The 24,735-nt window shown below is 68.2% G+C and carries 22 protein-coding genes; 10 read left to right on the top strand and 12 right to left on the bottom strand.

Features of this window, described 5'->3' with window-relative positions; translation table 11 throughout:
- Positions 1 to 22: 22 nt before the first annotated feature.
- Genes Q9R39_RS17725 through Q9R39_RS17695 form a run of 7 tightly spaced genes read right to left on the bottom strand, consistent with a single transcriptional unit; the run spans position 23 to position 6,536 of the window.
- Complete coding sequence (locus tag Q9R39_RS17725; protein ID WP_078112384.1) at positions 23 to 439, bottom strand: metal-sulfur cluster assembly factor; 417 nt, start codon at positions 437 to 439, stop codon at positions 23 to 25.
- Entirely contained in the window at positions 436 to 903 is a 468-nt protein-coding gene (gene sufU, locus Q9R39_RS17720) for a Fe-S cluster assembly sulfur transfer protein SufU (RefSeq protein ID WP_058250382.1), read from the bottom strand. Before sufU ends, Q9R39_RS17725 begins: the two co-directional genes overlap by 4 nt.
- A 3-nt stretch (positions 904 to 906) precedes the next feature.
- Positions 907 to 2,184 carry a cysteine desulfurase gene (locus tag Q9R39_RS17715; RefSeq protein ID WP_078112460.1) on the bottom strand — a complete coding sequence of 426 codons (1,278 nt, stop codon included), beginning with the start codon at positions 2,182 to 2,184 and terminating at the stop codon, positions 907 to 909.
- A 45-nt stretch (positions 2,185 to 2,229) separates the two neighbouring features.
- The gene (sufC, locus tag Q9R39_RS17710; protein WP_058250381.1) at positions 2,230 to 3,003 is read right to left on the bottom strand and encodes a Fe-S cluster assembly ATPase SufC; all 774 of its coding nucleotides are present in this window, start codon (positions 3,001 to 3,003) and stop codon (positions 2,230 to 2,232) included.
- Positions 3,004 to 3,061: 58 nt separating this feature from the next.
- On the bottom strand, positions 3,062 to 4,249 hold the full coding sequence (gene sufD / locus Q9R39_RS17705; protein WP_078112383.1) for a Fe-S cluster assembly protein SufD: 1,188 nt from the start codon (positions 4,247 to 4,249) through the stop codon (positions 3,062 to 3,064).
- Complete coding sequence (gene sufB, locus Q9R39_RS17700) at positions 4,249 to 5,697, bottom strand: Fe-S cluster assembly protein SufB (RefSeq protein WP_058250379.1); 1,449 nt, start codon at positions 5,695 to 5,697, stop codon at positions 4,249 to 4,251. Before sufB ends, sufD begins: the two co-directional genes overlap by 1 nt.
- Positions 5,694 to 6,536 carry a metalloregulator ArsR/SmtB family transcription factor gene (locus Q9R39_RS17695; RefSeq protein ID WP_078112382.1) on the bottom strand — a complete coding sequence of 281 codons (843 nt, stop codon included), beginning with the start codon at positions 6,534 to 6,536 and terminating at the stop codon, positions 5,694 to 5,696. Before Q9R39_RS17695 ends, sufB begins: the two co-directional genes overlap by 4 nt.
- 133 nt (positions 6,537 to 6,669) lie before the next feature.
- Between Q9R39_RS17695 and mptB the strand changes: the two genes are divergently transcribed.
- From mptB to Q9R39_RS17675, 4 genes are all read left to right on the top strand, one after another.
- Positions 6,670 to 8,490: a polyprenol phosphomannose-dependent alpha 1,6 mannosyltransferase MptB gene (gene mptB / locus Q9R39_RS17690; RefSeq protein ID WP_078112381.1), complete on the top strand. Its 1,821-nt coding sequence runs from the start codon at positions 6,670 to 6,672 to the stop codon at positions 8,488 to 8,490.
- Between the two features lie 108 nt (positions 8,491 to 8,598).
- Entirely contained in the window at positions 8,599 to 9,579 is a 981-nt protein-coding gene (locus Q9R39_RS17685) for an ABC transporter ATP-binding protein (protein ID WP_396275683.1), read from the top strand.
- The gene (locus Q9R39_RS17680) at positions 9,576 to 10,406 is read left to right on the top strand and encodes an ABC transporter permease (protein WP_058250375.1); all 831 of its coding nucleotides are present in this window, start codon (positions 9,576 to 9,578) and stop codon (positions 10,404 to 10,406) included. Before Q9R39_RS17685 ends, Q9R39_RS17680 begins: the two co-directional genes overlap by 4 nt.
- Entirely contained in the window at positions 10,403 to 11,452 is a 1,050-nt protein-coding gene (locus Q9R39_RS17675; RefSeq protein WP_058250569.1) for a heme A synthase, read from the top strand. The genes Q9R39_RS17680 and Q9R39_RS17675 overlap by 4 nt, the downstream gene beginning before the upstream one ends.
- A gap of 13 nt (positions 11,453 to 11,465) precedes the next feature.
- On the opposite strand, the gene Q9R39_RS17670 is transcribed toward Q9R39_RS17675, so the two are convergent.
- Positions 11,466 to 11,852: a hypothetical protein gene (locus Q9R39_RS17670; protein ID WP_058250374.1), complete on the bottom strand. Its 387-nt coding sequence runs from the start codon at positions 11,850 to 11,852 to the stop codon at positions 11,466 to 11,468.
- 32 nt (positions 11,853 to 11,884) lie between these two features.
- On the opposite strand from Q9R39_RS17670, the gene Q9R39_RS17665 reads away from it, so the two are divergent.
- Positions 11,885 to 12,859: a quinone oxidoreductase gene (locus Q9R39_RS17665; RefSeq protein WP_078112379.1), complete on the top strand. Its 975-nt coding sequence runs from the start codon at positions 11,885 to 11,887 to the stop codon at positions 12,857 to 12,859.
- Between the two features lie 7 nt (positions 12,860 to 12,866).
- Here the strand turns inward: Q9R39_RS17665 and Q9R39_RS17660 are convergent, their stop codons facing one another.
- Complete coding sequence (locus Q9R39_RS17660; RefSeq protein ID WP_078112378.1) at positions 12,867 to 13,862, bottom strand: heme o synthase; 996 nt, start codon at positions 13,860 to 13,862, stop codon at positions 12,867 to 12,869.
- A 340-nt stretch (positions 13,863 to 14,202) separates the two neighbouring features.
- Between Q9R39_RS17660 and tkt the strand changes: the two genes are divergently transcribed.
- Genes tkt through pgl form a run of 5 tightly spaced genes read left to right on the top strand, consistent with a single transcriptional unit; the run spans position 14,203 to position 20,708 of the window.
- Positions 14,203 to 16,281 carry a transketolase gene (gene tkt, locus Q9R39_RS17655; protein WP_058250568.1) on the top strand — a complete coding sequence of 693 codons (2,079 nt, stop codon included), beginning with the start codon at positions 14,203 to 14,205 and terminating at the stop codon, positions 16,279 to 16,281.
- Between the two features lie 29 nt (positions 16,282 to 16,310).
- Positions 16,311 to 17,432 (top strand): transaldolase, encoded by a 1,122-nt coding sequence (gene tal / locus Q9R39_RS17650; protein ID WP_058250567.1) that lies wholly within the window; start codon positions 16,311 to 16,313, stop codon positions 17,430 to 17,432.
- Between the two features lie 6 nt (positions 17,433 to 17,438).
- Positions 17,439 to 18,992: a glucose-6-phosphate dehydrogenase gene (gene zwf, locus Q9R39_RS17645; RefSeq protein WP_058250371.1), complete on the top strand. Its 1,554-nt coding sequence runs from the start codon at positions 17,439 to 17,441 to the stop codon at positions 18,990 to 18,992.
- Between the two features lie 49 nt (positions 18,993 to 19,041).
- Positions 19,042 to 19,974, top strand: a complete 933-nt coding sequence (locus Q9R39_RS17640) for a glucose-6-phosphate dehydrogenase assembly protein OpcA (RefSeq protein WP_058250370.1) — start codon at positions 19,042 to 19,044, stop codon at positions 19,972 to 19,974.
- A complete protein-coding gene (gene pgl / locus Q9R39_RS17635; protein ID WP_058250369.1) occupies positions 19,971 to 20,708 on the top strand; it encodes a 6-phosphogluconolactonase in 738 nt (245 codons plus the stop codon). Before Q9R39_RS17640 ends, pgl begins: the two co-directional genes overlap by 4 nt.
- 7 nt (positions 20,709 to 20,715) lie before the next feature.
- Here the strand turns inward: pgl and ppc are convergent, their stop codons facing one another.
- From ppc to tpiA, 3 genes are all read right to left on the bottom strand, one after another.
- Positions 20,716 to 23,547 carry a phosphoenolpyruvate carboxylase gene (gene ppc, locus Q9R39_RS17630; RefSeq protein WP_311277891.1) on the bottom strand — a complete coding sequence of 944 codons (2,832 nt, stop codon included), beginning with the start codon at positions 23,545 to 23,547 and terminating at the stop codon, positions 20,716 to 20,718.
- Positions 23,548 to 23,602: 55 nt separating this feature from the next.
- On the bottom strand, positions 23,603 to 23,839 hold the full coding sequence (gene secG / locus Q9R39_RS17625; RefSeq protein WP_010841002.1) for a preprotein translocase subunit SecG: 237 nt from the start codon (positions 23,837 to 23,839) through the stop codon (positions 23,603 to 23,605).
- Between the two features lie 106 nt (positions 23,840 to 23,945).
- Positions 23,946 to 24,734, bottom strand: a complete 789-nt coding sequence (gene tpiA, locus Q9R39_RS17620; protein ID WP_058250367.1) for a triose-phosphate isomerase — start codon at positions 24,732 to 24,734, stop codon at positions 23,946 to 23,948.
- Position 24,735 lies beyond the last annotated feature (1 nt).

The raw sequence follows: 24,735 nt of genomic DNA, 5'->3' as shown, positions 1-24,735 counted from the left end.
CAGTGGTGTGTCCGATCGTCGGTCAGACGGTGAAGCCGAGGGCGCGGAGCTGCTCGCGACCGTCGTCGGTGATCTTGTCCGGACCCCACGGCGGCAGCCAGACCCAGTTGATCTCCATGTCGGTGCACAGACCGCTGGAGACCAGCGCACCGCGCGACTGATCCTCGATCACGTCGGTCAGCGGACAGGCCGCCGAGGTGAGGGTCATGTCGATCTTCGCGACCGCGTCGTCGGTCACCTCGATGCCGTAGACCAAGCCGAGGTCGACGACGTTGATCCCCAGTTCGGGGTCGACCACGTCGCGCATCGCCTCCTCGACGTCCTCGATGGCCGGCAGCGACGTCGCGGGCGCGGCGGGTGTCCCCGTCACGCCGGTGTCGGTGGCCTCGGTCGTCGGCTCGGTCGTCGGTGTGTCCGTGGTGGCTGTGTCGTCACTCATGCTGTCTCCGCTCGTGTCTCGTGGCTGTCCATCGTCTGCGCGAGTGCGTCCTTGAAGGCCATCCAGCCCAGGAGCGCGCATTTGACGCGTGCCGGGTATTTGCTCACCCCGGCGAAGGCGATCCCGTCGCCGATGACGTCCTCGTCGCCGGCGTCCTTGCCGCGGGAGGTCATCATCGCGTTGAACGACTCGACGGTGGCCAGTGCTTCCCCGACCGGCCGGCCGACGATGAGGTCGTGCAACACCGACGTCGACGCCTGCGAGATCGAGCATCCCTGCCCGTCGTAGGACACGTCGTCGATGCTCGAACCGTCGTCGGAGACCGCCACGCGCAGGGTGACCTCGTCACCACAGGTCGGGTTGACGTGGTGGACCTCGGCACCGAACGGTTCACGGAGTCCGCGCCCGTGTGGGTGTTTGTAGTGGTCCAGGATCACTTCCTGGTACATCTGTTCCATCCGCATGGCTCAGACCGTCCCGAAGAACTTCTGCGCCGTGACGATCGCGGCGGCGAGCGCATCGACCTCGGCGAACGTGTTGTACGCGGCGAACGACGCACGCGCGGTGGCGGCGACGCCGAAGCGCCGGTGCAGCGGCCACGTGCAGTGGTGACCCACCCGGATGGCCACGCCCTCGTCGTCGAGGATCTGACCGAGATCGTGGGCGTGGATGCCGTCGACGAGGAAGGCTACGGCGCCGCCGCGGTTCTCCGGGGTCGAGGGCCCGATGATCCGCAGGCCCTCGATGTCGCCGAGATGCTCCAGCGCCCGCGCGGTCAGCGCATGCTCATGCGCGGCGACGGCGTCCATGCCGAGGTCGGTCAGGTAGCGCACCGCGGCACCGAGTCCGACGACCTGCGAGGTCATCGGCACGCCCGCCTCGAACCGTTGCGGCGGCGGGGCGTAGGTCGACCCCTCCATGGTCACGGTCTCGATCATCGAGCCGCCGGTGATGAACGGCGGCAACGCATTCAGCAGATCGGACTTGCCGTACAGCGCTCCGACGCCACTGGGCCCGAACATCTTGTGCCCGGAGAAGGCGGCGAAGTCGACGTCGAGTGCACGGAAGTCGACCGGCATGTGCGGCACCGACTGGCAGGCGTCGAGCACGACGAGTGCGCCGACCGCGCGTGCGCGCGAGACCAGCTCGGCCACATCGGCGACCGCCCCGGTCACATTCGATTGATGGGTGAACGAGACGACCTTCACCGACTCGTCGAGGGTCAGCGAATCCAGGTCGATCCGGCCCTCGTCGGTGACCCCGAACCAGCGGAGCGTCGCGCCCGTGCGGCCGCAGAGCTCCTGCCACGGAACGAGATTGGCGTGATGCTCCAGCTCGGTGATGACGACGGTGTCGCCGGGCCCGAGCGCCGAACCCCCGAGGACGTCCGCGGACCGCGGGTCGCCGAGGGTGTAGGTCACGAGGTTGAGTGCCTCGGTCGCGTTCTTGGTGAACACGAGCTCGTCGGCGGACGCCCCCACGAACGCCGCGATGACCTCCCGGGCGTCCTCATACGCATCGGTCGCCTCTTCGGCGAGCTGATGCGCGCCGCGATGCACCGCCGCGTTGTGGTGCGTGAGGAAGTACCGTTCGGCGTCGAGCACCTGGACCGGACGCTGCGAGGTCGCCCCGGAATCCAGGTACACCAGCGGCTTTCCGTCGCGCACGGTGCGCGAGAGGATCGGGAAGTCGGCGCGCAGCGAATCGACGTCCAGGGCGGTGGAAACCTCTGTCGAGACTGTCACCTGGTACACCTCCTGTGCTGGTCGGCTCGGATCGGTCGGGCGGTCTCAGCCGGCCTTGGCAGCCGAGGTGAAACGCTCGTAACCCTTCTCCTCGAGCTCGTCGGCGAGTTCGGGACCGGCGGATTCGACGACGCGGCCGTTGACGAAGACGTGCACGAACTCCGGCTTGATGTAGCGGAGGATGCGCGTGTAGTGCGTGATCAGCAGGATCCCGCCGTTGTCGCGCTCCTTGTAGCGGTTCACGCCCTCGCTGACCACCCGCAGGGCGTCGACGTCGAGTCCCGAGTCGGTCTCGTCGAGGATCGCGATCCGCGGCTTGAGCAGATCGAGCTGGAGGATCTCGTGACGCTTCTTCTCACCGCCGGAGAAACCCTCGTTGACACTGCGCTCGGAGAACGACGGATCGATGTCGAGCGAGGTCATCGCCTCCTTGGTCTCCTTGACCCAGTGGCGCAGCTTCGGCGCCTCACCGCGCACGGCGGTGGCGGCGGTCCGCAGGAAGTTCGACATCGAGACGCCGGGCACCTCGACGGGGTACTGCATGGCGAGGAACAGTCCGGCGCGGGCGCGCTCGTCGACGCTCATCTCCAGGACGTCCTCACCGTCGAGGGTGATCGACCCCGAGGTCACCTCGTACTTGGGGTGGCCGGCGATGGCGTAGGACAGCGTCGACTTGCCGGAACCGTTGGGGCCCATGATCGCGTGCGTCTCGCCCGACTTCACGGTCAGGTCGACACCCTTGAGGATGTGGATGGGCTCGGCGTCGGCGTCGGTCTGCGCGACGTCGACGTGCAGGTCACGGATTTCCAGTGTGGTCATAGTCTCAGGATTTCTTTCTCCGGGCTGGGGACGTTCGTATGGCGAGGGTGGTCGACGGTCAGGCGCCGGCGAGTTCGAGTTCCTGCTCGACCGCGGCCGAGAGACGCTCGCGCAGCTCGGGCACACCGATCTTGGCGATCACCTCGCCGAAGAAGCCGCGGATGACGAGGCGTCGGGCCTGGTCCTCGGGGATGCCGCGGGCCTGCAGGTAGAACAGTTGCTCGTCGTCGAAACGGCCGGTGGCGCTGGCATGTCCGGCGCCGACGATCTCGCCGGTCTCGATCTCGAGGTTCGGCACCGAGTCGGCGCGCGCGTTGTCGGTGAGCACCAGGTTGCGGTTGAGCTCGAAGGTGTCGGTGCCCTCGGCCTCGGCGCGGATCAGCACGTCGCCGACCCACACGGTGTGGGCCTCACGGCTGCGATCGCCGGAGACGTCGCCCTGCAGCGCGCCCTTGTAGACGACGTTCGAGCGGCAGTGCGGCTGGCTGTGGTCGACGAGGAGTCGCTGCTCGAGATGCTGGCCGGCGTCGGCGAAGTACAGACCCCACATCTCGACGTCGCCACCGGGCGCGTCGTAGTGGACGATCGGCGACAGCCGAACCAGGTTGCCGCCGAAGCTGATCGCGAAGTGGCGGACCACGGAGTCACGGCCGGCACGCACGTGATGCGTCGCGACGTGGACGGCGTCGTCCTCCCAGTCGTGGATGTTCACGACGGTCAGTGCGGCACTGTCGCCGACGACGAATTCGACGTTCTCCGCGAACGTGCCGCTGCCCTTCTGATCGAGGACGACGACGGCGCGCGCGAACGCCTCGAGCCGGATCTGGGTGTGGCCGAAGGCGGTCTCGCCCTCGCCGGGACCGGTGACCGTGACGGTGACGGGCTCGGCGAGCTCGACCTCGCGGCCGACGGTCACCACGGTCGCCTGCGTGAACGACGAATACGCCTGCGCGGCAACACGGTCGAACGGCACGCCGCCCTCACCGAGCCGCTTGTCGTCGCGACCGACGGTCTCGACGGTCACACCCTCGACGGCCCCGGCAACCTCTACGCCGGCCTCGCCGGTCCGTTGCGCGGACCCGTCGTGCAACCCGCGGAGGCGACGGAACGGGGTGAACCGCCACGCCTCCTCGCGGGGACTCGGCACCTCGAAGGCGTCGACGTCGAACGAGGTGAACATCTCGCCCTTGTTGACGACGGGCGCCGCCGAGCCGGGAGTGGTCACGGGCAATGTGGGATCGGCCATCAGCCGACAGCTCCTTCCATCTGGAGCTCGATCAGGCGGTTGAGCTCGAGCGCGTATTCCATCGGGAGTTCCTTGGCGATCGGCTCGACGAAGCCGCGGACCACCATGGCCATCGCCTCGTCCTCGGTCAGACCGCGGCTCATCAGGTAGAAGAGCTGATCGTCGCTGACCTTCGAGACGGTCGCCTCGTGGCCCATCGTCACGTCGTCCTCGCGGATGTCGACGTACGGGTAGGTGTCGCTGCGCGAGATGGTGTCCACCAGCAGCGCGTCGCATTTCACCGTCGACCGGCTGCCGTGCGCGCCGTTGTTGATCTTGATCAGACCGCGGTACGACGCCCGGCCACCGCCACGGGCCACCGACTTGGAGACGATGTTGCTCGAGGTGTTCGGCGCGAGGTGGACCATCTTGGAACCGGTGTCCTGGTGCTGGCCCTCACCCGCGAACGCGACCGAGAGGACCTCGCCCTTGGCGTGCTCGCCGGTCAGCCAGACCGCCGGGTACTTCATGGTGACCTTGGAACCGATGTTGCCGTCGATCCACTCCATGGTCGCACCGGCCTCGGCCTTCGCGCGCTTGGTCACCAGGTTGTAGACGTTGTTCGACCAGTTCTGGATGGTCGTGTAGCGGCAGCGGCCGCCCTTCTTCACGATGATCTCGACGACCGCGGAGTGCAGCGAGTCCGTCTTGTAGATCGGCGCGGTACAGCCCTCGACGTAGTGCACATAGGCACCCTCGTCGACGATGATCAGCGTGCGCTCGAACTGGCCCATGTTCTCGGTGTTGATCCGGAAGTAGGCCTGCAGCGGGATGTCGACGTGGACACCCGGCGGCACGTAGATGAAGGACCCACCCGACCACACCGCGGTGTTGAGCGCGGAGAACTTGTTGTCGCCCGCCGGGATGACGGTCCCGAAGTACTGCTGGAAGATCTCCGGGTGCTCCTTGAGCGCGGTGTCGGTGTCGAGGAAGATCACGCCCTGCTTCTCGAGGTCCTCACGGATCGAGTGGTACACGACCTCGGACTCGTACTGCGCCGCGACACCGGAGACGAGACGCTGCTTCTCCGCCTCGGGGATGCCGAGCTTGTCGTAGGTGTTCTTGATGTCCTCGGGCAGGTCGTCCCACGTGGCGGCCTGCTTCTCGCTGGAGCGCACGAAGTACTTGATGTTGTCGAAGTCGATGCCCTCGAGCCCCGCACCCCAGCCGGGCATGGGCTTCTTGTCGAAGATCTTGAGGGCCTTGAGGCGCTGCTCGAGCATCCACTCGGGCTCGCTCTTCTTCGCCGAGATGTCGGCGACGACCGCCGGGGACAGTCCGCGCTTGGCGCTCGCGCCCGCGACGTCGGAATCGGCCCAGCCGTAGCCGTACTTGCCGAGGGCGGCGATCGTCTCCTCCTGGGTGAGGGGCGCCGCTGGGGTCGGGGTGGCCGGATCGGTGACAGTCATCGCGTGGCCTTTCGGGTTGTCGTGGCGGTCGGTGTCTGGTTCGGGGTGGCGCGGGGCGATACGGGCTGCATATCGGGGTCCGCGACGGCCCCGGGTCGGTGTTCGGTGGTCCCACCCGGCGGTGGGTGGATCGGCACATGGGTGGTGCAGGCGCAGTCACCGTTGGCGATGGTCGCCAGACGCTGCACGTGCGTGCCGAGCAGTTCGGTGAAGACCGCGGTCTCCGCCTCACACAGCTCCGGGAACTCGGTGGCAACGTGCGCCACCGGGCAATGGTGCTGGCAGATCTGCATGCCGGTCCCGACCTGACGCGTGTTGGTCGAGTACCCCGCGCTGGTGAGCGCGTCGGCGATCTCGTCGACCGTGTCGGCGACGGTCACCGGGCCGGTGCTGGGACGGACGCCGGCCACGATGCGTTCGACGCGCTCGCGGGCGAACTCGGCGACCGCGTCGGTGCCGCCGAGATCACGCAGCTTACGCATCGCCGCACCGGCCAGGTCGTCGTAGGCGTGGCGCATCTTGCCGCGTCCGGAAGCGGTGAGCTGAAAGTACTTGGCTGGTCGGCCCCGGCCTCGCTGACCGAACCCCGGCGAGGCGACCTCGATGTCCCCGGCGCCGGTCAGGGCGTCGAGATGGCGACGCACGCCGGCCGCCGAGATGCCGAGGCGCTCGCCGATGTCGCCGGCGGTGAGCGGGCCGTCTTCGACGAGCAGGGTGACCACGGCCTCCCGGGTCTGACCGTCATGGTGCGCGTCGACACCGCCGGTCACTCCGGCACCCGTACCAGCGGAGGGCACGGCGCCGGCACTGCCAGAAGGCAGCACAACATCGTTCCGCATGGTTTTCACAACACGAGTGTGACGTAATTACTTCCCTACTGCCAGCAAGGGTGCCCTTATCGCAGGGGGTCGAGAGGCCACCACGCCCGGCGATTACAGTCGTCGTGTGCCCGAAACCACAGCTCCGCGCCGCGTGCCGGACTACTTCGGACTCGTGTGGACCCGGTTGGTCGCCCTGCTCGACTATCTCGGACTGCGCAAACAGCGCCCTGCCGCTGCCGGCGCCGAACCCGGCGACTACGGCAAGACCGTGGCCCGCCTACACGACGACGAGCGCGAGGTCGGCCCGCTCAACGCCGAGGAGACCCGCCGGCTCCGCCGGATCAAGCTCTTCGGCGCCACCGGCTCGGTACTGATCCTCATCGGCGCCCTCGGGACCGGTGCGGTACCCGTACTGCAGAACCCCGTTGCCGGGATGCGCGTCCTGTCGTTGCCGTCACGCATGTTCGGCACCGCCCTCGCGCTGTCCATCGGCGGCGCGATCACCCTGGTCGTCGCGTGGTTGTTGCTCGGCCGGTTCGCAGTCGGCCGGTTCAGCATCGAGGTCCGCCACGGCCGGAGCCCGGAGCGCCGTATGAGCCGCCGCCAGGCCGACCGGACCCTCATGCTGTGGATCGCCCCGATCATCGTGGCGCCGCCGCTGCTGAGCAAGGACATCTACTCGTATCTCGCGCAGAGCGCCATCGCCTTCCGGGGCATGGATCCGTACTCGGTCAGTCCGGTCCGCGGACTCGGCGTGGACCACATCCTGACCAGGTCGGTGCCCAACCTCTGGCGTGACACCCCCGCGCCTTACGGCCCCTTCTTCCTGTGGATCGGCGAGGGCATCACCAAGGTCACCGGCGACAACATCACCGCCGCGATCTTCCTGCACCGTGTCGTCGCACTGATCGGCGTCGCGCTCATCGTCTGGGCACTCCCCCGCCTGGCCCGCCGCTGCGGGGTCTCGTCGGTGGCCGCACTCTGGCTGGGCGCGATGAACCCGCTGGTCATCCTGCATCTCGTCGGGGGCATCCACAACGAGGCCCTCATGCTCGGCCTGATGCTGGTCGGTCTCGAGTTGAGTTTCCGCGCCATCTACGGCGCCGAACGACTCCGCCGACCCGGGACCCTCGTCCCCACCCGAGCGGGCTGGTTGCTCATCGGCGGCGGTGCGGTGCTCGCGGCGTCGGCGATGATCAAGGTCACCTCGATGCTCGCCCTGGGCTTCGTCGGCATCGCCCTGGCCATGCGGTGGGGCGCCACCCTGCCCGTGCTCCGCCACACGCCGATCCGGGAATGGTGGGGTCGCTCCCGGTGGTCGGTGTACATGCTGAGCGCGTCGGCGGCCTTCTACGTGGTGGTCCTGGGCATCGTGATGATGGGAATCTCCCTCGGCACCGGGCTCGGCTTCGGCTGGACGGGCACGTTGTCGACGGGCGAGATCGTCCGCTCGTGGATGTCGATGCCGACCCTGTTGTCGGTGACCACCGGCCGGATCGGTGTCACCCTCGGCCTCGGTGAGCACACGCAGGCGATCCTCGAGGTGGCCCGGCCCATCGGCCAGCTCGTCGCCGCCCTGTTCATCGTCCGGTGGATGCTCGCCACGCTCGGCGGCCGGCTCCACCCACTCGGCGCACTCGGTGTGTCGATGGCCACAGTCGTGCTGTTCTTCCCGTTCGTGCAGGCCTGGTACCTCCTGTGGGCCGTGATCCCGCTGGCCGCGTGGGCCACCGGCGCCTGGTTCCGGATCTCCACCATCGCGGCGTCGGCGATCATCGCCATCGTGGTGATGCCCACGAGTTCCAACACGAGCGGAGTGGTTCTGGCACAAGGACTTCTGGCCGGTGTGATCATGGTCGCGGTTCTCACCGCCCTGTTCTTCGAGGACCGCGCGCCCCGTCGGCGACGCCGCCGCGGGCCCGTGTCGGACGACGACGAGGCGACGGCCGGGTCGGCGTCGGCACGACGATGAGCGCATGCGCCGTGTGCCCGGTCACCGCTTTTCGTCCCTGGGCTCCGAGCGCCTAGTCTGACCAGTGTGCGCAGCACGACCTCTCGGCAGATCAACGACGACGATCGGGTGAACGATCGTCGGCTCCGCGATCCCGGGTCAGCCGCCTCCGCCGGCACCCCGGCCGCCACTGCGGCGGCCGTCGAGGTCCGCGGTCTTATCAAGCGCTTCGGTGATCGCACCGCGGTCGATCGGCTCGATCTCACCCTCGAACGCGGCGAGATCCTCGCCCTGCTCGGTCCCAACGGCGCGGGCAAGACCACGACCGTCGAGATCTGCGAGGGCTTCACCGCACCCGACGCCGGCAGTGTCCGCGTCCTGGGTCTCGATCCCATCGCCGACAACGACGCGCTCAGGCGCCGCATCGGCGTCATGCTGCAAGGCGGTGGCGCCTACCCGGGAGCCCGGGCCGAGGAGATGCTGGGCCTGGTGGCCGCGTATTCGGCCGATCCCATCGATCCCGATTTCCTGCTCGACGCACTCGGGCTGACCGAGGTGCGTCGTACGTCCTACCGACGTCTGTCCGGTGGCCAGCAGCAGCGCCTGGCCCTCGCCTGCGCGGTCGTCAGCCGCCCCGAACTGGTCTTCCTCGACGAACCGACCGCCGGACTCGATGCCCACGCCCGCCTTGTCGTGTGGGAACTCATCGGCCGGCTCCGGGCCGACGGAGCATCCGTCCTGCTCACGACTCATCTGATGGACGAGGCCGAGGAACTCGCCGACCACGTCGCGATCATCGATCACGGCCACGTCGTCGCCGACGGGACACCCGCCGACCTCACCAGCACCGGCGCCGAGAACGAACTGCGCTTCACCGCACCACGTGGACTCGACCTGTCGATGCTGGTGCTGGCCCTGCCCGAGGACTACCACTGCACGGAGGCCACCCCCGGCTCGTATCTGGTCATCGGTCCGATGACGCCGCAGGTGCTGGCCACGGTGACCGCCTGGTGCGCCAAGATCAACGTCCTCGCGACCGATCTGCGCGTGGAGACCCGCAGCCTCGAAGACGTCTTCCTCGATCTCACCGGACGGACCCTTCGACCGTGACCTCATCCGCACCCACCGGGCTCCCCCGCCCCGCCGACCGTGCTGCCGGAACATTCCCCGACGGCCTGTTCCGCCCCGCTCCCCGGGCGGCGTCGCTGCCGGCGATGATCGCCGCGCAGAGCGGCCTCGAACTCAAGCTCCTGCTCCGCAACGGCGAGCAGTTGCTCCTCACGATGTTCATCCCGATCACGCTGCTCGTCGGTCTGTGCCTGCTGCCGATCGACACCGGGTTCGGCGACGGCCCCGCCGAGCGGGCGGCGCTGTTCGTCCCGGCGATCCTGACCGTCGCGGTGATGTCGACGGCGTTCACCGGACAGGCGATCGCCGTCGGCTTCGACCGTCGCTACGGCGCGCTGAAACGCCTCGGCGCGACGCCGATACCGCGCTGGGGCATCATCGCCGGCAAGTCGATCGCGGTCCTCGTGGTGGTCGCGCTGCAGTCGGTGATCCTCGGTGGGATCGGCGCCGCGTTCGGCTGGCGACCGAGCCCCGTCGGTCTGCTCATCGGTGCGGTGGTCCTCGCGGTCGGCACCGCGTGCTTCGCGGCTCTCGGGCTGCTGCTCGGCGGCACCTTGAAGGCCGAGGTCGTGCTGGCACTGGCGAACCTGCTGTGGTTCGCGTTCATCGGCCTCGGCAGTCTCGTCGTCGTCGACTCCAACATCCCCGACGCCGTGCACTGGATCGCGCGGTGCATCCCGTCGGGGGCACTGAGCGAGGCGCTCGAGATGGCCTCGGAGGGTTCGTTCGACGCCTTCGGGGTGGGTGTCTTGCTGGTGTGGGCCGCGGTGGCCGGCACCTTGGCGGTGAGGTGGTTCCGATTCCGATGACATCCGATACTTCGAACGCCCCGGCCACGGCCCGGTCGGGCGATCATGCCGCGGCCGCCGGCGACGCGCGCCGGCCGCTGACCGGTCCGTGGCGGTTCGTCCCCGGCTTCGGCCGGCCGACGGCACGATTCGTGCATCGCTGGGCCATCGCCCTGCTCGTCTCGAACGTGGGCATCGTGGTCACCGGCGGCGCCGTGCGCGTGACCGCCTCGGGCCTCGGTTGCCCGACCTGGCCGCGGTGCACCGACGAGTCGTTCGTGCCGCACGGCGAACTGGGCATGCACGGCGCGATCGAGTTCGGCAACCGTCTGCTCACCTTCGTGCTGATCGTCATCGCGATCGCGACCTGGGTCGCCGTCCTGCGGTCGGCCGGAGCGGCGCGCCGGGACAAGTGGCTGGTCACCCTCATCGCGCTCGGTATCCCGTTCCAGGGGGTGATCGGCGGGATCACGGTCCTGACCCAGCTCAACCCGTGGGTCGTCGCGCTGCATTTCCTGCTGTCCATGGCGTTGGTCTCCGCATCCACCGTGCTCGTCTACCGGATGCGTCCGTATCCGACGCCCACCGCGCCCGATGCCGACGCCCCCTCGACCGCCACGCGCCGGCTCGGCATCTACCTCGCCTGGCTGGTCTATCTCGTCACCTGGGGCACGATCTACCTCGGCACGGTCGTGACCGGTTCCGGCCCGCACGCCGGCGATGTGGACGCCCCGCGGAACGGTCTCGACCCCGGCAACGCGACACAGCTGCACGCCGACGCCGTCTTCACCCTCGTCGGGCTCGCGATCGCGGCCCTCGTCTACGCACGGGTCTTCGCACGGCCGCAACAGCGCTCGGCAGTGGTGTTCATGCTGCTCCTGCTGCTCCAGGGCCTGATCGGGTTCGTGCAGTTCGCCACCGATCTGCCCATCGCCCTCGTCATCGCGCACATGTTCGGCAGTGCGGTCCTGCTCATCGGCGCCACCTGGCAGCTCCTGATCGCGCGGAACCCGATCGTCAAGGATCCGGCGACGAAAAAGGCAGACCCGCTGCGCGAGCCTGCCTGATCGAACTCCGGCCTCAGAGGATGGCGCGGTTGCGCGCACGCGGGAAGCGCTTCTGCCGCGCGACCCAACCCGCCATCTTGCGGTAGTGCGACGTCGACACCGTGGTCTCCGAGGTGAGGTCACGGTCCCATTCGGCGATCTCGAGACCGTCGACGGCGTCGACCACGGCCTGCGCGGTCGCGAGGTCGGGCACGACCCGGTCCCCGAGGATGCCGTTGGCGTCGCCGACGAGCGTGATCCGCACACCGGCGTCCCCGATCGCCTGGAGGACGACCTTCGCGCTGCCACCTTCGCGTTCGACGAACTTGCGTACCGAGGCGACGACCTCGGTGGGCGCCTCGACCTTCTGCTGTGTGCCCGACTTCTCGTCGTCGGTGGTGTTCGTCATGGGGGTCAGCATACCGGGGCGATCCCGGCGTGTAGAACGGTGTCGTGCGAGCTATCCAGGTGACCCGCCACGGCGGACCCGACGTCCTGACCTTCGGCAGTGTCGACGATCCCATCCCGGCCGCCGACGAGGTGATCGTCCGGACCGCAGCGGTGGGCGTGAACTTCATCGACACCTATCTGCGCCGGGGCCTGTACCCCTCCACACCGCCCTACATCCCCGGTACCGAGGGCGCGGGCGTCGTCGTCGCGACCGGCTCGGATGTGACGTCGCTGCAGGAAGGTCAGCGGGTCGCCTGGTGTGCGGCCCCGGGTTCGTACGCCGAGCTTGTCGCGGTCCCGGCCTCGAAGGCGGTCCCGGTACCCGACGCGGTCGACGACGCGGTGGCCGGTTCGTCGTTGCTCCGCGGTCTCACCGCGCACTATCTCCTCGACGGGAGTGCTCATCCCCAAGCCGGCGATCCGATCCTCGTGCACGCCGGTGGCGGCGGTGTCGGACTGATCCTCACCCAGCTCGCCAAGCGCCGCGGACTGACGGTCATCACGACGGTCTCGTCCGATGAGAAGGCGGAACTCTCGCGCGCCGCCGGGGCGGATCACGTTCTGCGCTACGGAGAGGACCTGAGTTCCCGCGTCCGCGACCTCACCGACGGGCGCGGCGTGCCGGTGGTCTACGACGGCGTCGGCGCCGACACCTTCGAGCAGTCGCTGGCGTCGACCGCGGTCCGGGGGATCATCGTGCTCTTCGGGGCGGCGAGCGGGCCGGTTCCGCCGTTCGACCTCCAGCGTCTCAACGCCGCGGGGTCGTTGTCGGTGACGCGGCCGACACTGGCGCACTTCACTGACACGGCCGACGAACTGAACCGCCGGGCCGGTGAGTACTTCGAGGCGATCGTCGACGGCAGTGTCGAGGTGCGCGTCGGCCAGCGTTACCGATTGGCCGACGCGGCTGCCGCACACACCGACCTGGAGGCACGTGTCACCACGGGTTCGACGGTGCTGTTGCCGGCCGGGACGTGAGCCGCGCTCAGAAGTAGGACGAGATGGTCTGCAGTCCGACGACCGCGTCGATCGCGAGTCCGCAGAACACGATGGCGAGGTACTCGTTGGACTGTAGGAACACCTTCAGCGGTGCCACCTCGGCACCGCGCTTGGTGTCGCGGTACAGCTTGGTCACCCGCTCCAGGAACCAGCCGCCGGCGGTCAGCGCGATCACGGTGTAGATCCAGCTCGTCGCCGGGATCAGCAGCAGTGAGGTCACCACGGTGAGAACCGTGTAGATCAGCATCTGGCGGGTGACGCGTTCCTCGGTCGCGATGACCGGGAGCATCGGCACACCGGCCGCCTTGTAGTCCTCCTTGTAGCGCATCGCCAGCGCCCAGGTGTGCGGCGGCGTCCAGAAGAAGATGACCGCGAAGAGGACGATCGGCTGCCAGCTCAGCGACCCGGTGACCGCGGCCCAACCCACCAGGGTCGGCATACAGCCCGCGGCGCCGCCCCAGACCACGTTCTGCCAGGTCCGACGCTTGAGAATCAGCGTGTAGACCCCGACGTAGAACAGGATCGTCGCCGAGACCAGCAGCGCCGAGAGGAGGTTGGCGGCGAAGTACAGGACCGCGAACGACGCCGCCCACAACGCGAGACCGAAGATGAGCGCGCTCCGCGGCGCGACCGCGCGGCGGGCCAGCGGACGCCGGGCGGTGCGCTTCATCTTCTTGTCGATGTCTGCGTCGGCGACCATGTTGAGGGTGTTGGCACTGCCGGCACCGAGCCAGCCGCCGATCAGCGTGAACGCGATGACCGCGATGTCGACGTGACCGCGATCGGCTTGCAGCATGACCGGGATCGTCGCGACGAGAAGCAACTCGATGACACGCGGCTTGGTCAGTGCGATGTAGGCGAGCACCGTCGCACGCACGCGCCCGGCCCACGACTGATCTCCCGGTGCGACCGGATCGGTCGATACCTGCGGATTCGATGCGGTGTCGGTCGAGTGAGATGCGGCGGAACTGTCCCCGCTCACACGCTCCCCTATCCTCACGAACACTCCTCGTCCGCCCGCACAGACGCCCGCGGGCTACTACAGAGCATGGTAGACGTTTGCCTTTGCGAACCGTGAATCGAGGCATGGCGACGCCGGCTGCGGCACCGCGACCGGCGACGACACCTGAACTCGCCGGTAACCATCGGTCGGCGCGCAGCTCGGGCCCGGCGCCGATTACTCTGGACTCATACACGCCGACGATCGTCGGTTGCCCGAAGACGGATGGCCCCGGTACCGATCGCCCCGGGTACCGATCGCCATGTGTCCGAGACGGACCGAGTACACAAGCACCGAGCAGGCACAGGAGACAATCAGCATCGTGGCCGACACCGACGAGATCCGCGCATTGACCACCCCCCGCCACCCGGACGACTGGACCGAACTCGACACCCGCGCCGTCGACACGGCCCGGCTGCTGGCGGCTGACGCAGTGCAGAAGTGCGGAAGCGGGCACCCCGGCACCGCGATGAGCCTCGCTCCCCTCGCCTACACCCTGTTCCAGCGGGTGATGCGCCACGACCCCACCGACACCGACTGGGCCGGCCGCGACCGCTTCGTGCTGTCGTGCGGTCATTCGAGCCTCACGCTGTACATCCAGCTCTACCTCGGCGGGTTCGGTCTCGAGCTCTCCGACATCGAGGCGCTGCGTACCTGGGATTCCCTCACGCCCGGCCACCCGGAGTTCCGCCACACGCGCGGTGTGGAGATCACCACCGGTCCCCTGGGTCAGGGTTTGGCCTCGTCGGTCGGCATGGCGATGGCAGCCCGACGCGAGCGCGGCCTGTTCGACCCCGATGCGGCCCCGGGAAAGAGTCCGTTCGACCACTACATCTATGTCATCGCGTCCGACGGTGACATCGAAGAAGGTGTGACCTCCGAGGCCAGCTCGCTGGCCGGAACGCAGCAGCTCGGCAACCTGATCGTGTTCTACGACCAGAACCAGATCTCGATCGAGGACGACACCGACATCGCGTTGTCGGAGGATGTCGCGAAGCGCTACGAGGCCTACGGATGGCACGTGCAGACCGTGGAGGGCGGCGAGGACATCGTCGCCATCGAGGCGGCGATCGAGGCGGCCCAGCAGGTCATCGACCGGCCGTCGATCATCTGTCTGCGCACCATCATCGGCTACCCCGCCCCCAACATGATGAACACCGGTATGGCCCACGGCGCGGCGCTCGGTGAGGACGAGGTCGCGGCGACGAAGAAGGTCCTCGGTTTCGACCCGGAGAAGAACTTCGAGGTCACCGACGAGGTGATCGGCCACACCCGCAAGCTCATCGACCGCGGCGCTGAGGAGCGCACGGCGTGGACGTCGTCGTTCGATGCCTGGGCGGAGAAGAACCCCGACGCCAAGAAGCTGTTCGACCGGCTCACCGCCCACGAACTGCCCGAGGGCTGGACCGACGTGCTGCCCAGCTGGAACGTCGGCGACAAGGATGTCGCGACCCGCAGCGCCTCGGGCAAGGTGCTCGGCGCGCTCGCGCCCGTGCTGCCCGAGCTGTGGGGCGGTTCGGCCGACCTGGCCGGCTCCAACAACACCACCATGGACGGCGAGCCGTCGTTCGGACCGACCTCGATCAGCACCAAGAAGTGGTCGGCCAACCCCTACGGCCGCACCCTGCACTTCGGTGTCCGTGAGCACGCGATGGGATCGATCCTCTCGGGCATCGCCCTGCACGGGCCGACCCGCGCCTACGGAGGTACCTTCCTGCAGTTCGCCGACTACATGCGTCCCGCCGTGCGCCTCGCGGCACTGATGGAGATCGATCCGATCTACGTCTGGACCCACGACTCGATCGGCCTCGGCGAGGACGGCCCGACCCATCAGCCGATCGAGCACCTCGCCGCACTGCGGGCGATCCCGAACCTCGACGTCGTGCGTCCTGCCGACGCCAACGAGACCGCGTACGCCTGGCAGCACCTGCTGACCCGCCGCAACCACCCGGTCGGCCTGGCGCTCACCCGCCAGAACATCCCGATCCTCGAGGGCACCTCGGCGCAGGGCGTCGCCAACGGCGGATACGTCCTGAGCGATTCCGAAGGCGACCCGCAGGTCGTACTCATCGGCACCGGTTCCGAGGTGTACCTGGCCGTGGACGCGCAGAAGGCGTTGGCGGAGAAGGGAATCAAGGCCCGCGTCGTCTCGATGCCCTGTGTCGAGTGGTTCGACGAGCAGCCGCAGGGCTACCGCGACCACGTGCTGCCGCCGTCGGTTCCGCGCGTCGCCGTCGAAGCCGGCATCGCCATGCCCTGGTACCGCATCGTCGGCGCCGGCGGCGAGATCGTCTCGATCGAGCACTTCGGCGCCTCCGCCGACTACAAGGTGCTGTTCACGAAGTTCGGCATCACCGCCGAGGCCGTGACCGCAGCCGCCGAGCGCGCTGTCGCCGGCTGAGCGCACCACAACCCGAAGAGGAGAGAATGGTGACCCAGAACGAGAAGCTCGCCGAATTGTCCGCCGCCGGAGTGTCGGTGTGGCTGGACGACCTGTCCCGGGACCTGATCAGCTCAGGTGACCTCGCCGAACTCATCAGCACCAAGTCGGTCGTCGGGGTGACCACCAACCCGTCGATCTTCCAGGCCGCGCTGTCGTCGGGCAATGCCTACGACGACCAGGTCAACGAACTGGCCGCACGGGGCGCCGACGTCGACGCCACCATCCGGACGGTCACCACCGACGACGTGCGCAACGCCTGTGACGTGCTCGCCGCGACCTACGAGTCGACCGACGGCGTCGACGGACGCGTGTCGATCGAGGTCGATCCGCGCCTCGCCCACGACACCGACGCCACGGTGGCACAGGCCGTCGAGCTGTGGAAGATCGTCGACCGGCCGAACCTGCTCATCAAGATCCCGGCCACCGAGGCCGGGCTCCCCGCGATCAGCAAGGTCATCGCCGAGGGCATCAGCGTGAACGTGACGCTGATCTTCTCGGTCGAGCGCTACGAGAAGGTCATCGCCGCCTACCTCGACGGCCTCGACGCCGCCGCCCAGGCCGGCCACGACCTCTCCCGCATCCACTCCGTCGCCTCGTTCTTCGTGTCGCGGGTGGACACCGAGATCGACAAGCGACTCGACGCCATCGGCACCCCGGAGGCCACCGAGCTCAAGGGCAAGGCAGCACTGGCCAATGCCCGTCTCGCCTACTCGGCCTACCAGCAGGTCTTCGAGGTCGAGTCCCGGTTCCCCGAGCTGCTGGCCAAGGGCGCCCGCCCGCAGCGCGCACTCTGGGCGTCGACGGGCGTCAAGAACCCCGACTACCCCGACACCCTGTATGTGAGCGAACTGGTCGCGCCCAACACGGTCAACACGATGCCGGGCAAGACGATGGACGCCTTCGCCGACCACGGCTGGGTGAACACCGAGTCCATCATCGGTCTCGCCGCCGAGTCGCAGGAGATCTTCGACAAGCTCGTCGCCGTGGGCGTCGACCTGACCGACGTCTTCCTGGTCCTGGAGAACGAGGGCGTCAGCAAGTTCGAGGACGCGTGGAACGACCTGCTCAGCGCGACCGCCGAGCAACTGTCCGCGGCGAACAAGGGCTGACCCCAGGTGGCGGGAGGCGAGGAGTCAACCGGGACCGGTTCGTGGACCAATCCGCTCCGTGACCCGCAGGACAAACGGCTGCCGCGCATCGCGGGACCATGCAGCCTGGTCATCTTCGGGGTCACCGGCGACCTCGCCCGCAAGAAGTTGATGCCGGCGGTCTACGACCTCGCCAACCGCGGCCTCCTGCCACCGTCGTTCGCCCTCGTCGGCTTCGCTCGGCGCGACTGGACCGACGAGGACTTCGGCGCCATCGTCCACGACGCCGTCCGTGAACACGCACGGACCGGATTCCGCGAAGAGGTGTGGGAACGCCTCGCCGAGGGATTCCGGTTCGTGCAGGGCGCATTCGATGACGACGCCGCCTTCGACAGGCTGCGCGACACGCTCAAGTCGCTCGATGTCGAACGCGGGACCGACGGCAATCACGCGTTCTACCTGTCGATTCCGCCGGGGGCCTTCCCGACGGTCTGCGAGCAGCTCGAGCGCAGCGGTCTCGCCACGCCGACGGGCGACAGCTGGCGACGGGTGGTGATCGAGAAGCCGTTCGGTCACGATCTCGAGTCCGCACGCGAACTCAACGCGATCGTCAACAACGTCTTCCCCGAGTCGTCGGTGTTCCGGATCGACCACTATCTGGGCAAGGAGACCGTCCAGAACATCCTGGCCCTGCGGTTCGCCAATCAGTTGTTCGATCCGCTGTGGAGTTCGCATTACGTCGACCACGTCCAGATCACCATGGCCGAGGACATCGGACTCGGCGGCCGGGCGGGCTACTACGACGGGATCGGCGCGGCGCGCGACGTCATCCAGAACCACCTGCTGCAGCTCATGGCCCTGGTCGCGATGGAAGAGCCGATCTCCTTCGAGCCCAAGCAATTACAGGCCGAGAAGATCAAGGTCCTCGCCGCGACGCGCAACGTCCTGCCGATCGACGAGAACACCGCCCGCGGTCAGTACGGACCGGGTTGGCAGGGCAGCGAGAAGGTGCCGGGCCTCAAGGAGGAGGAGGGTTTCGCGAAGGACTCGAAAACCGAGACCTTCGCCGCCATCGCCCTCGAGGTCGACTCCCGCCGCTGGGCAGGGGTCCCGTTCTATCTGCGCACCGGAAAGCGCCTGGGCCGTCGCGTCACCGAGATCGCACTGGTCTTCAAGCGCGCTCCGCACCTGCCGTTCGACCAGACCATGACCGAGGAACTGAGTCAGAACGCCTTGGTGATCCGGGTCCAGCCGGACGAGGGCATCACCTTGCGGTTCGGTTCCAAGGTCCCCGGGTCGAGCATGGAGGTCCGGGACGTCAACATGGACTTCAGCTACGGCACCGCCTTCACCGAGGCCTCGCCAGAAGCGTACGAGCGTCTCATCCTCGACGTCCTGCTGGGTGAACCCTCGCTGTTCCCCGTCAACGAGGAAGTCGAACTGTCGTGGCGCATCCTCGATCCGGTGCTCGACCACTGGGCCGGGTCGGGGTCGCCCGACACCTACGAGTCCGGGACGTGGGGGCCGCGTTCGGCCGAGGAGATGATGGCCCGCACGGGTCGCGCGTGGCGTCGGCCGTGACGAGACGTCCGTACGCCCGCACCGTCCGATCCGTTCAGGAGGCCTCCCGATGATCGTCGAACTGCCCGACACGTCGACCGGAAAGGTCGCCAAGAAGATCATCGAGGTGCGCGCCGCGGGCGGCGCGCTGAGTCTGGGTCGCGTGCTCACCCTGGTCGTGTGCGTCGAACTCGGTGAGCCGATGGAGGGGGCCATCGAGGCGGCGGTCGGCGCGAGCCGCGAGCACCCGAGCCGCGTCATCGTCGTGTATCGCGGTGTGCGCGAAGGCGACTCACGGCTCGATGCCCAGATCCGCGTGGGCGGCGATGCCGGCGCCTCCGAGGTGGTCGTGCTGTCGCTGCAGGGCGAACTCGCCGACCATCCGGACAGCGTGGTGACCCCCTTCCTCCTCCCCGACACCCCGGTCGTCACCTGGTGGCCGGGCAAGGGGCCACGACGCCCCGCAGACGATCCGCTCGGCAAACTCGGGCACCGGCGCATCGTCGACGCGAGCAAGGCGGGCGACTCGCTCGCGGTGCTGGCGCAGCGCCTCGAGACCTACTCCCCCGGCGACACCGACCTCGCCTGGACCCACATCACCCACTGGCGCGCGATCCTCGCGTCCGCGGTCGACCGGCCGCCGCACACCCCGATCACCGAGGTCGTGGTCACCGGGTCGCAGAACTCGCCCTCGGTGGACCTGATCGCCGGTTGGCTGCGGTCCACCCTGAACGTCCCGACGCGACGCCGCCGCGGCAGTTTCGAGATCCGACTCCACCGCGACGAGGGTCCGACCATCCTCGCCGTCGACGAGGAGAACAACGCCGTGCTGACGATGCCCGGCAAACCCGATGGACGCGTCGCCATGGGCCGACGTGAACTTCCCGCGTGTATCGCGGAGGAACTACGACGACTCGACACCGACGAGGTGTACATCGAAGCACTCAAGGGTGTGCCCGAGGTCGAGTTCACAGATGACACCGAAGGAGTTGCCGCCCGATGACCACCGAGACCCTCGTCTTCGACTCCAAGCAGGAACTCGTCGAGACCGCCGCGACCCGGTTCGTGGACCTCGTGACCCGGGCCCAAGCCGAACGCGGCGTCGCGAGTGTGGTGCTGACCGGCGGCAGCAACGGGATCGGCCTCCTGTCGGCGCTCGCCGCCGACAGCGGCACCATCGACTGGTCCAAGGTCGACATCTACTGGGGCGACGACCGTTTCGTCCCCGCCGACGATCCGGAACGCAATTCGGGTCAGGCGCGCGAGGCGCTGCTCGACACCGTGCCCGTCGACCCGTCGCGGGTGTTCCCGATGGCGCCGTCGGACGGACCGCTCGGCGACGACATCGAGGCCGCCGCCGCGGATTACGCCGCGATTCTCGCCGGCCGGTCGAGCGACGGCGTGGCGCCGGAGTTCGATCTCCATCTGCTCGGCATGGGCGGTGAGGGACACATCAACTCGTTGTTCCCGCACACTGCGGCCACCGCGGAGACCACGAAGTCGGTGGTCGCCGTCGAGGATTCGCCGAAGCCGCCGCCGCGCCGGATCACCCTGACCCTGCCCGTCGTCAACCGTTCCCGGCAGGTGTGGTTCCTGGTCGCCGGCGCCGACAAGGCCGAGGCGGTCGGTGCCGCACACGGTGGCGCGGACCCGGCCGACTGGCCCGCCGCCGGGGCGCGCGGCACCGAGGAGACCATCTGGTTCCTCGACGACGCGGCCGCCGCCGACATCCGGTGACCGTCCGCTAGCCCGAGTTCCGCAGCGCGGTGGCGAGGCCGTTCATCGTGAGCTGGATCCCGCGCCGCACGATCGGGGTGTCCTCCCCCGCACGGAAGCGCCGCAGCAACTCGACCTGCAGCAGGTTGAGCGGCTCGAGATACGGGAAGCGGTTGTAGACCGACCGCTTCAGCGCGGCGTTGTCGTGGAGCAGGTCGTCGGTGCCGGTGATCTTCGCGCACATCGCGATCGTCCGCTCGTGTTCGTCGACGATCATCCCGAACACCCGCTCGCGCAGCTCCTCGTCGGGCACCAGCTGTGCGTACCGGTGGGCCAGGCCCATGTCCGACTTCGCCAGTACCTGAGCCATGTTCGACATCACGGTGCGGAAGAACGGCCACTTGGCGTAGTACCGCCGCAACGTCTCCAACCGCTCCGGATCGTCCCCGACCCATTCCTCGAACGCCGAGCCCGTGCCGTACCAGCCGGGCAGCATCACGCGCGACTGCGTCCACGAGAGCACCCACGGGATGGCCCGCAGATCGGAGATCTTCTCGGTCTGCTTGCGCGACGCCGGCCGGCTGCCGATGTTGAGGGCACCGATCTCCGACAGGGGCGTCGAGGTGGTGAAGTACTCGACGAATCCCGGGGTCTCGTGGACCAGCCGGCTGTACGCGGCTCGCGCCTTCGCCGCGATGTCGTCCATGATTTCGTAGGCCGAATCGGATTCGTCGCCGAGGCCTTCGGTGTCCAGGAGCGAGGACTCGATGGTTGCGGCGAGCAGCGTCTCCAGGTTGCGCCGCGCCGTGACCGGTTCGGCGTACTTCGCGGCGATGATCTCGCCCTGCTCGGTGATGCGCAGCGAGCCCTGAACCGCACCGGGCGGCTGGGCCAGGATGGCGTCGTAACTGGGACCGCCGCCGCGCCCGACGGTCCCGCCGCGCCCATGGAACAGACGCAACCTGATGCCCGACCGCGACGCCACGTCGACCAGATCGAGCTCGGCGCGGTAGAGCGCCCAGTTCGCGGCCATGTAGCCGCCGTCCTTGTTCGAGTCCGAGTAGCCGAGCATGATCTCCTGAATCCCGTTCTGGGACTCGACCATCGCCCGATAGAACGGGACGTCGAGAACGGCGAGGAGGGTCGCTGCGCCCTGCTGGAGATCCTCGATCGTCTCGAACAGCGGAACCACGCGGACACTACACCGCGGAGAACCGTCATTCGCGTCGTAGAGGCCTGCCTCCTTGAGCAGGATCAGCGCCTCGAGCATGTCACTGACCGACGTGCACATGCTGATCACATAGTTGGGCACGGCCGCGGGACCGAAGGTCGCGACCGCCCTGGCGGCGGCCCGGACGATTCCGAGTTCCTTGGTGGCCAGCTCGCTCAGCTCGGCGTCGGGACTGGTCAACGGTCGACGCGCACGCAGTTCCGCGGAGAGGATCTCGACGCGCTCGGTCTCGTCGAGCGACGCATAGTCCGGATGCACACCCGCCCACGCGAGCAGCTCGGCGACCACTTCCTCGTGCATGTCGGAGTTCTGCCGCATGTCCAGTCCGGACAGGTGGAACCCGAAGGTGCGCACGGCTTCTCGCAGGGCGAGCAACCGGTCGTCGGCGATCGTGTCGTCGTTGTTCGCGCGCAGCGCGCCGTCGATCACATCGAGGTCGGCGAGGAGTTCGGCGGCGTCGCCGTACGGCTGTTTCCCGTCGATGAGGAAGAGGTCGCTCGAGGTGAGGAAGTCGTCGTCGAACATCTCCCGGGCGGTCGCCACCAGACGGGACCGGATGGAGCGCAGGGCGAGCCGGAAGGGCTCGTCGGCCCCCGGGTCGTCGGCGTCGGCCCCGGCGAGGTCGAACAGGGTGTCGCTGGCGTCGATGAGCCGGGCCGACATGCTGAGTTCCTGTGCGAGACTCTCGAGTTCGGCCAGGTGATGTCCGACTGCGGTCTGCGCGGCGAGCGTGGTGGCCAGGGTCACCACCTCGGAGTTCACGAACGGATTGCCGTCGCGGTCGCCGCCGATCCAGGACCCCATCCGGATCATCGGTTCGTCGGCGAGTCCGGCGTCGGGGTATGTCGAGCGCAGCGCGGTGCGTACCGCGGTGTTGATGGCGGGCACGACCTCGAAGAACGAGGCGTCGTAATAGCGGAGCCCGGAACGGATCTCGTCCTGGATGGTGAGACGTTCGAGGCGGATGAGGGCGGTCTGCCAGAGTGTCAGGATCTGACGCCGGATGGACTCGGTGACCTCCGCGTCCTCGTCCGGCATCAGCTCGGTGCGGCCGCGGAATCGCATCAGCTCGGTGATGCGGTTCTGGGCCTCGAAGACGGTGCGGCGGCGGGTCTCGGTGGGGTGTGCGGTGATGACCGGGATCACCGCGGCGTCGGTCAGGGCTCGACCGACCTCGTCGTCGCCGAGACCCGCCTCGGCGAGCTTGCGGTAGGTGGCGGCGAGGCTGCTGTCCTGGGGCGGGTCACCGGCCCGGACGTGGATGGCGCGGCGCCGCTCACGGTGGATGTCCTCGGCCAGGTTCGCCAGCAGGGCGAAGTGGCTGAACGCGCGGATGACCGGGACCGCGGTGGAGATGTCCAGATCAACGAACATGTCGGCGAGTTCGGTGCGGTCGATCTCGTTGCGGCGCACCCGGAATGCGGCCACGCGGGCGGCTTCGACGAGGTCGAAGACGTCGCTGCCGGAGTGTTCGCGGACGACGTCACCCAGGATTCCGCCGAGAAGGCGGATGTCCTCCCGTAGGGGTTCGGTGAGTGCTCGGCCCTCGTCGTCGACGACGATGTGGTCGACGATGGAGATCGATGGGCGCCAGTCCGGGACTCCCCGCGCGGGGACGGTTTCACTCATGCCGTCAAGTATCCCGGCAACTCACGGGCGCGGCATCCCGAGGCGCGTACGGTGGCTAGCCGGACAGTTTGATGTCGACGCCCACGCCGACGATGAAGATCACCCAGATGAGCCCGACGAAGATCGTCAACCGGTCCAAGTTGCGTTCGACGACGCTCGAGCCCGAGAGGCTGGACTGGACACCGCCGCCGAACAGCGACGACAGACCGCCACCCTTGCCGCGGTGCAGCAGGATGAGCACGATCAGCAACACGCTGGTCACGATCAATCCGATGTCGAGTGCACCTTGCACAGTCACGAGTCGCAACGCCCTTCCGTAAAGCCCCTACATACAGCTGTGGCAGGTCAACCCCCGAAAAGAGGCCAACCTGCCACAGTGTACGCGTGGGTGCGACCCGTCAGGGCAAGGGGCCACCCGCGGCGATCGCCGACAGCGTCGCGAACTCGTCGGACTTCAGCGATGCACCGCCGACCAACGCGCCGTCGACGTCGGGACGTCCGACGATGTCGCCGACGTTCTTGGCATTGACCGATCCGCCGTAGAGGATCCGCACCGATGCCGCGGTCTCGGCGTCGGCGATCTCCGCCAGCGCCTCACGGATCGCCTTGCACACCTCCTGGGCGTCGTCCGCACTCGCCACCCGGCCGGTGCCGATCGCCCAGACCGGCTCGTACGCGATGACGGTCTGAGCGATCTCGGCCGCGGACAGACCGGCGAGCGATCCCTTGAGCTGCGCCACGTTGTAGGCCACGTGGTCGCCGGCCTCGCGGACGTCGAGCCCCTCACCGATGCACACGATCGGGGTGAGTTCGTGCTTGAGCGCCGCCTTCGTCTTGGCCAGCACGACCTCATCGGTCTCGTTGTGCAGGGTGCGACGCTCGGAGTGCCCGACCACCACGAAGGTGCAGCCGAGTTTCGCGAGGAACGCACCGCTGATCTCGCCGGTGTAGGCGCCCGAGTCGTGCGCCGACAGGTCTTGCGCACCGTAGGTGAGCAGGAGCTTGTCGCCGTCGACGACCGTCTGCACGCTGCGGATGTCGGTGAACGGCGGGATGACCGTCACATCGACCTTGTCGAAGTACTTCGCCGGGAGGGCGAAGGCGATCTTCTGAACCAGCGCGATGGCCTCGAGGTGGTTCAGATTCATCTTCCAGTTGCCCGCGATGAGCGGTTTACGAGTTGCCATG

This window comes from Gordonia sp. AC31, assembly GCF_031844505.1.
GTDB lineage: Bacteria > Actinomycetota > Actinomycetes > Mycobacteriales > Mycobacteriaceae > Gordonia > Gordonia hongkongensis.
The sequence above is the reverse complement of the archived record's forward strand: the minus strand, read 5'-3'. Positions and strand labels throughout refer to the sequence as shown.

Bases quoted from the DNA above. Each gene is read 5' to 3' on its own strand.
- Q9R39_RS17675 (WP_058250569.1), top strand. From the start codon at position 10,403: ATGACATCCGATACTTCGAACGCCCCGGCCACGGCCCGGTCGGGCGAT.
- Q9R39_RS17695 (WP_078112382.1), bottom strand. From the start codon at position 6,536: ATGCGGAACGATGTTGTGCTGCCTTCTGGCAGTGCCGGCGCCGTGCCC.
- Q9R39_RS17725 (WP_078112384.1), bottom strand. From the start codon at position 439: ATGAGTGACGACACAGCCACCACGGACACACCGACGACCGAGCCGACG.
- sufD (WP_078112383.1), bottom strand. From the start codon at position 4,249: ATGGCCGATCCCACATTGCCCGTGACCACTCCCGGCTCGGCGGCGCCC.
- sufB (WP_058250379.1), bottom strand. From the start codon at position 5,697: ATGACTGTCACCGATCCGGCCACCCCGACCCCAGCGGCGCCCCTCACC.
- sufU (WP_058250382.1), bottom strand. From the start codon at position 903: ATGCGGATGGAACAGATGTACCAGGAAGTGATCCTGGACCACTACAAA.
- ppc (WP_311277891.1), bottom strand. From the start codon at position 23,547: ATGAGTGAAACCGTCCCCGCGCGGGGAGTCCCGGACTGGCGCCCATCG.
- pgl (WP_058250369.1), top strand. From the start codon at position 19,971: ATGACCACCGAGACCCTCGTCTTCGACTCCAAGCAGGAACTCGTCGAG.
- tpiA (WP_058250367.1), bottom strand. From the start codon at position 24,734: ATGGCAACTCGTAAACCGCTCATCGCGGGCAACTGGAAGATGAATCTG.
- sufC (WP_058250381.1), bottom strand. From the start codon at position 3,003: ATGACCACACTGGAAATCCGTGACCTGCACGTCGACGTCGCGCAGACC.
- Q9R39_RS17640 (WP_058250370.1), top strand. From the start codon at position 19,042: ATGATCGTCGAACTGCCCGACACGTCGACCGGAAAGGTCGCCAAGAAG.
- Q9R39_RS17670 (WP_058250374.1), bottom strand. From the start codon at position 11,852: ATGCTGACCCCCATGACGAACACCACCGACGACGAGAAGTCGGGCACA.